This window comes from Synechococcus sp. H55.2, from assembly GCF_047462495.1.
Taxonomy (GTDB): Bacteria; Cyanobacteriota; Cyanobacteriia; order Thermostichales; family Thermostichaceae; genus Thermostichus.
Genome location: NZ_JANSJH010000097.1, coordinates 1 through 6476 on the forward strand (window position 1 = coordinate 1; position 6476 = coordinate 6476).

The window sequence follows — 6476 nt, forward strand, 5'->3', positions numbered from 1 at the left end:
GATGTCCAGCAGCTTGCTGATCTTTGGTCTCGCCTTAGCCAGTACCGCAACGACGTGGCCCATGTGCAGATGAATCGCCAACCCCTATCCAGCGAAAAGCTGGAGAGCTTCGTCTTGCAGGATCTGCTGCCCAAACTGGAAGCGCTGTTTCCCGAATTGACCCGGACAAAAGGGGAATTGGAAGGGGATCCTTCCAGTTCTCAGTAGGCTACAGACATCGGCCCACCCTCAGGTTCTGAGTTTTCAAGCTCGGTCAAACAGTTGGCAGGGGCTTAGCTTGTACAAGTCCTACTGAGCTGGAGAAATACTAAAGAAACCTGAGGGCTGGTCGGGATCGGTGGATTTTGTTTTGTAGCTTCTGCAGCCAGGTATCGGGTGGCTGCTGGGGTTTTGTTTACTTTTTTGTCTCTTGCGCGTTCAGTTCTTAACTCTCCCATTTCTCCTGCGAAAACACCATGTCTCATCACTACTGGCAAGCGAAGCTCTGGGGTTTGCTGCATGATCCTGCCCTCAAGGCCCTCCACAACGCCTCTGGCCGCGCTAAGGAAGGGCTGTGGCCAAACTTAGCGGCGATGCAAGGGTGGATCTCGCCCAAGGCAGAGGGATCCCTCCTAGCAAGCGTTGGCGATGCGGATCTGGTTGCCGCCGCCAGCGATCGGGCTGCCATTGGCCACCTGCCGGTTGCCATCGACTACCAGGTAGCCGATCGCGGCCACAGCCTGGGGCCGGGCCTAGAGATGAGCCATCTGCTTTCGGGGCGCAAGCGCTTTTGGCAACTGCCCGAAGAGGAACACCGGGCCCTGCAGCAAGCCGGCTCCCGCGCCGAGCACCTGATGCAGCTAGAGAAAAAGGTGATTCCCGATTGGATCCGGCAAGAAGAGGAGGATATCCAGAAGGTGTTCTGGTGGTTCTGGCGCTGTTTTCCCCAGGCGTTGGTTCGCAAGTTGGGCGATGAGAACCTCCTGCTTTTGCCGGCGGAAACGCGGCTGCCGGATGGATCCCTGTGGAGCCACACCAGTGTCGTGGCGGCCCTGGCGGGCTGTTTGGCCGGCTACGACGAGCCCAAGTTCACGCGGCCCTTTTTGGCCAGCTTCACCTTCAACCCCATCCAGGAGCTGATTAAAGCCAGCCGCAAGATGCGGGATTTCTGGGCCGGATCCTGGCTGTTGCACTACCTCTCGGCACGGCTTTGCTGGCGCCTAGCGGAGAAATACGGCCCCGACTGCCTGCTCTACCCCAGTCTCTACGGCCAGCCGTTGATCGATGCCTGGCTGCTGGAGAAGTACCCCAAATTTGCCGAGTGGATCCCTCAACCTTCTGCCCACGCCCTGCTCACCGCCGGCTTCCCCAACGTGATCCTCTTGCTGTTGCCGGAAGAGCGGGTGGAGGCGGCCATGCAGTTGGCCCAGCAGACCCTCAAAGAAGAATGGCGCCACCTGGCCGAAAGAGCGCTGGAGCACCTGCAACTGGAGCGCCGCTGGCTGGTGCAGTTGCGCCCGGAGGATCCCACCTGGGAGGGATGGCTGGAGCACCAGTGGCAGCTCTACTGGGCAGCGGCACCCCTGGGATCCCCCCAGCAAAGGCTCAAAGACACCGCCATCCTCAAGTCCCAGGAGCCGGTCGAACGGGATCCCTGGGTCAGCGCCCAAAACCGCACCTACCACCTAACAGGAGAGCGGCAGCTTTTTGCCGACGCGGAGCTGAAGTTCCTGCGGATCAGCTTCTGGGATCCCCAAAAGCAGCAGCGCCGCCAGTACAAGCCGGGGCTGAACGTCGGCTCCTGGTGGGCGGCGGCGGTGGAGGCGACGCGCCGGCTGCAGGCTGCCTGCAAACAGGCCCGCGATTGGCAACTGCCGGTGGCCTTTGGACCGCGCAGCACCGTCTCCGGCCTGGGGCCGGTGGTTCACCCTTCCCCCAGGGATCGCTGGATTGGCGAAGGGGAGAGCCGGCGGCTTTGGCAGCGGCAGGCGGGGCTTTTCGATGGCCGCGAGCAGCTCAACGCCACCGAAACCGTCAAGCGGGCCCTGGACAAGGTGTTGCCGGAGCTCTTTCCCAACCTCGATGAAGACAAGATTGCCGCTTCCTACCCCGATCTCACCGCCGGTGTGGCCGGCTACCTGAAAACCCACGGGCGACGGGAGCAGGAGCACTTGGAGCAAGCCTGCCGGGCCGTTGAGGCCATCCACCCCGGCATTCGGGAAGTGGTGCGGGAGATGCGCGGCAAGTGGGGGATCCCGTGGGCCGACCAGCAGAACCTACGCTACCACCCGCGGCTGCTCAACGCCGGCTGGCTGGTGGAAGACCTGGAAGCAGACGCAGCAACCCAGAAGCGCTGCCGCCAGGAGATAGAAGCCACCCTCAGCCGCTACTACCCCAGCATCAACCCCGCCAGTTGGTACGTGCTGGCCGCCGGCGACGGCGACGACATGGGCCAGTGGCTGAGGGGGGAGAAGATGCGACCCTACTACGACTACCTGCCCCAGCCGCTGCAGCGCCTAGCCGATAAACAGAAGGACACCATTGGCCAGGTCATCAACTCCGAGGAGCTCGACCAGGTCAAGGACGCCTTCGGCGAATTTGTCAAAAACAGCCGCAAGCGCATGGGCCCGGCCACCCACAGTGCCCTCAGCCGCGCCCTGTTGGATTTTTCCGGCCAGTTGGTGCCCTACCTCACCGAGCAGCGCTACGCCGGCAGGCTCATCTACGCCGGGGGAGACGACGTTTTGGCCTACACCAACCTCTGGGAGTGGGATGGCTGGCTCTGGGACATCCGCCAGTGTTTCCGCGGCGGCGAAGACGACTGGCGGGAGTTCGCCAACGAAGGGGACTACTGGCAGTGGCAAAAGGCGCAGTTGCCGCCTGGCCTCAGCCGCCGCCCTCTTTTTACCCTGGGATCCCTGGCCAGTATTAGCTTTGGCGTGGTGATTGCCCACCACTCGGTGCCCTTGGCCATTGCCCTGGAAAATCTCTGGGAGGCGGAAAAAGACGCCAAAGGGCAGGCCTATGCCCATGGCAGCCCCAAGGACAGCGTCCAGGTGCGGGTACTGTTTGCCAACGGCAACCAACTGGTGGGCACCAGCAAGTTCGACACCTTCGACAAGTGGAAAGACCTGCTGGATTTTGACTGGAAGTTGCTGGGCCAACAGCAGGATCAAAGCTCGCTGTTTGAGCAGGCTGCCCAGCTCTGGGAGCAGCACCCCGCCCCCAGCTTGGAAGCTGTGCCCGATTGGGCCCGCTTGTTCTGTAGCCGCCGGGATCTCTTTGGCGGCGAAAGCGAGCAGAGGGATCGCTTCCAGGCCAAGCTAATCGAGTTTATCCAGCACTTTTGGCAGCACAGCCTGCCCGCCCAGCCGGCAGCCTGGGATCTGGCCATCAAAAACTGGTTTAAGCTAGCGGCCTTTGTGCTGCGCAACCGCACCGTGAAATTGGGGAGGAACGGTCGATGAGTTGGTTCACGCTATCGCCTTTGGATGTGTGGATGTTTCGCGATGCCAGGCCCTTTGCGCCGGGGGAGCGGGCCTGGGCCACCAGCGGCTTTCCGCCCAGCGGCCACACCCTGGCCGGAGCCATCCTGGCCCACCTGGGCCAGCCGACAACCCTGCGCCTGCGCGGCCCCTTCCTCTGCTGGGATGAGCAGCTTTACTTCCCCAGCCCCCTGCACCTTGACCAGGGATCCCCGCTGGTGCCCATCCCCTGGCTGGAAGAGGAGCATTCCTACAGCGGCTACCGTTGGGATCCCACTCGGCCCGCCCCTTTGGTAGCAGCAGCTCCGGAGGAGGAACGGCCAAGCCCCAAGCAAAAGGCCGCCGGCTACCTGCCCTTTCAGGCGGTGCAAAAAGCGCTGCAGGGCAAGGGCTGGGATCTGGCTCAAGCCGTTCCGCCCCCCTGGGTGGCAGAGGTGCGGCCCCACAACACCCTGCAGGCAGGCAAACGTCAGGTGCGAGAAGCCGATGGCTACTTTGTGGAAACCTGCATCCGCCTGCAGCCCGGCTGGAGCCTGGCTTTCTCCATCGAGTGCTGGGATCCCGAGCGCGAAACCTGGGATCCCTTGCCCCTGGAGCAAGAAGAGGTGGTGCGGCTGGGGGGAGAAGGCCACGGCGCTCTCCTGGGCCCTTGCCCAAAGCTGGGCAAGCAGTGGCAAGCGCTGCAGGAGCTCTCCCAAGAGACCTTCCGGCAAACCCGGCGGGCCTTGGCCTACCTGGTTACGCCTGGAGTGTTCATCAAGAAGGTGGATGGGCGCTCCCTCTGCCGCGCCTGGCCCTGGGAATGGCGCTTGGCCACCCCCCACCCTGCCCACTCCCTCACCGGCCCTCTGGTAAGCGTGGCCACCGGCAAGCCGGTTCCCATCAGCGGCCGCCTGCAGGTGGATTCCCTAACAGAGCCGCGCAAGACCAGCTTACCGGCTCCGCAAGTGTTTGCCGCTCCGCCCGGCAGCGTCTACTACCTGGAGCAGCCGGCTCCCCTTGGGCAGGACGAGCCGGAGCTGGAAGATGGCCGGCTCAACGTCTTCCACCGCTGGCGGCTGTTGGGCTACAGCGAGTTGCTCTGGCTGCCTTGGGTTAACTGATGCTTTTGCAGCCCTGTTCTTTGTCGATAAGGAGTGTTTTTTCGATGACTTTTCACCTGGTCTATCTCACCCTGTTAACCCCCCTGCACACCGGCGGCACCACCCAAGAAGGCAACCTCTTGGGCATTGCCCGCGAAGCCCACACCAACTTGCCCTACATTCCTTCCAGCACCATCCGCGGCAAATTGCGGGCCAGTATGGCTGAGAAAGAGTTAAAGTTTGAGCTCTTTGGCAACGAAATTGGGGAGGGGGATCAGCTTACCCAAGGCTCCATTTGGATTGGGGATGGATCCCTGTTGTGGGTGCCGGTGGCTTCCCTCAGCCACGGCGTAGTCTGGATGAGCTGCCCCCTCTTGCTCAAGCGCTGGCTGCGGCTAAGTGGCCAGCAGTTGCAGGTGCCGGATCCCTATAGCACCAACTTAGAGACAAACCGGCCCCTCTACCTCAAGGATGCCATCCTGAAAAATGGCCTGAAAAAGTGGGCCAACTGGCAAGACTTTGTCAAGTCTTCCAGCATCACCCGCGTCATCGTCTTGCCGGATCAGCACTGTGCCACCCTTATTCAAATGAGCCTGTGGCGGCAGGTAAAAGTTAAGCTCAGCGAGCACAAAGTTGTAGAAGGCGGCTTTCGCTACGAAGAGGCCATTCCCCCCGATAGCTTGATGTACTTTACCTGGGGGGTAACAGCCCAAGCCAATGGCAGTTCCCAAAAAGCAGTAGAGCAATTCCGGAAGCTTCTGCAGGATAACCAGCTTCTGCAAATTGGCGGTCAGGAGAGCCTAGGTCGGGGCTTTGTCGAGTTGTCTTGGAACTAGTTGAGGAGGTTTTATGGAAACTTTTGATCCCCGCACGTTGGCCAAGCCTGTTTACGAATCCCTTCGCCAGTTAAGGGCTCAAACCAGAGACCAAGAAAAGCTTAAGGAGCAGAAAAACCAGGCTGTGGAACTCTACACCTACCTTTCCACCTGGGGCCTGCTGCGCCTTAAGGCAGAAGAAGATGCCCTCGGCCAAGACGGCAAAAAGCAAGTGGTCAAGGAGTTCTTTAATTGCCTGGAAGAGATTTCTGGTCAGAAGGGAATTGCTAACTCCAATGGTCTGGATCGTCTTATGGGACTGGGAGTCGAAGAGTATCTAGGTTTAACAGGGTTAGGGCTGGCTTTGGCTCAGGAGTTTGGCTTTTGGGCCATGGCCATCTACCACGACATTAAAGGAGGGGAGTAATGGGCGTCGCGATCCCCCTGCAAGCGATTTCCCTGCAAGAAGGCAGCCGAGTGGTTATTCATTCTCTTACCTGGCAAGACTGCGAGAGCATTCTGGAGGAGCTGGGCGAAGATCGCCACACTCGCATTGCCTACTACGATGGCACTTTTGAGATCATGTCTCCCTTATCCAAACACGAGCGCCTTCATCGCATTGCCGGGTATATTGTCTCAGCCATTCTCGATTCTCAGGGTAGGGATTGGGAAGACTTTGGCTCAACAACCCTTAAAAAGTCAGGCAGGGCTGGAGTGGAGCCCGACACCTGCTTCTATGTCAATCACCTGGAGTTGGTGCGAGGTTGCGAGGGCAGGATCGATGTCGATCAGTTGCCCCCACCTGATCTGGCCATCGAGTCCGACGTTACTTCCCGAACTTTTATTGAGGCCTATAGAGCCATCGGCGTGCCGGAAGTTTGGATCTTGGGTGAGCGAAGTTTGCGGATCTTTATCCTGCAGGGAGAAGACTACGTAGAATCAAGCCGCAGCCGGCTTTTTCCAGACTTCGACATCCCCAATCTTGTACCTCAACTCATTCGACGCGCCCTAGAAATTGGTACCAGCACCATGTTGCGTGAATTTCGCCAAACCCTTGGCAATTCCTAACCCTGTTTCCCGCTTTTGGAGAAGATCCCATGACCGGTCATCGCCCT

Annotated in this window: 5 protein-coding genes and 1 pseudogene; all 6 read left to right on the forward strand. The window is 60.1% G+C overall.

The annotated features are described in order from the left end of the window. Window positions 1-207: pseudogene (locus NW844_RS10705) on the forward strand (TIGR02221 family CRISPR-associated protein); the annotation flags it as partial. 248 nt (window positions 208-455) lie between these two features. After that, entirely contained in the window at window positions 456-3446 is a 2991-nt protein-coding gene (gene cas10 / locus NW844_RS10710; protein ID WP_414335534.1) for a type III-B CRISPR-associated protein Cas10/Cmr2, read from the forward strand. Then, window positions 3443-4567, forward strand: coding sequence for a type III-B CRISPR module-associated protein Cmr3 (locus tag NW844_RS10715; protein ID WP_414335536.1), 1125 nt, complete (start codon window positions 3443-3445; stop codon window positions 4565-4567). Before cas10 ends, NW844_RS10715 begins: the two co-directional genes overlap by 4 nt. A 44-nt stretch (window positions 4568-4611) precedes the next feature. Continuing rightward, window positions 4612-5382, forward strand: a complete 771-nt coding sequence (cmr4, locus tag NW844_RS10720; protein WP_414335538.1) for a type III-B CRISPR module RAMP protein Cmr4 — start codon at window positions 4612-4614, stop codon at window positions 5380-5382. 13 nt (window positions 5383-5395) lie between these two features. Beyond that, window positions 5396-5788, forward strand: a complete 393-nt coding sequence (locus NW844_RS10725; protein WP_414335540.1) for a hypothetical protein — start codon at window positions 5396-5398, stop codon at window positions 5786-5788. After that, entirely contained in the window at window positions 5788-6429 is a 642-nt protein-coding gene (locus NW844_RS10730) for a Uma2 family endonuclease (protein WP_414335542.1), read from the forward strand. The genes NW844_RS10725 and NW844_RS10730 overlap by 1 nt, the downstream gene beginning before the upstream one ends. Window positions 6430-6476: the final 47 nt, after the last annotated feature.

Excerpts from the sequence above, each read along its gene's own strand:
- NW844_RS10730 (WP_414335542.1), top strand. The coding sequence starts at position 5,788 with ATGGGCGTCGCGATCCCCCTGCAAGCGATTTCCCTGCAAGAAGGCAGC.
- cas10 (WP_414335534.1), top strand. The coding sequence starts at position 456 with ATGTCTCATCACTACTGGCAAGCGAAGCTCTGGGGTTTGCTGCATGAT.
- NW844_RS10725 (WP_414335540.1), top strand. The coding sequence starts at position 5,396 with ATGGAAACTTTTGATCCCCGCACGTTGGCCAAGCCTGTTTACGAATCC.
- NW844_RS10715 (WP_414335536.1), top strand. The coding sequence starts at position 3,443 with ATGAGTTGGTTCACGCTATCGCCTTTGGATGTGTGGATGTTTCGCGAT.
- cmr4 (WP_414335538.1), top strand. The coding sequence starts at position 4,612 with ATGACTTTTCACCTGGTCTATCTCACCCTGTTAACCCCCCTGCACACC.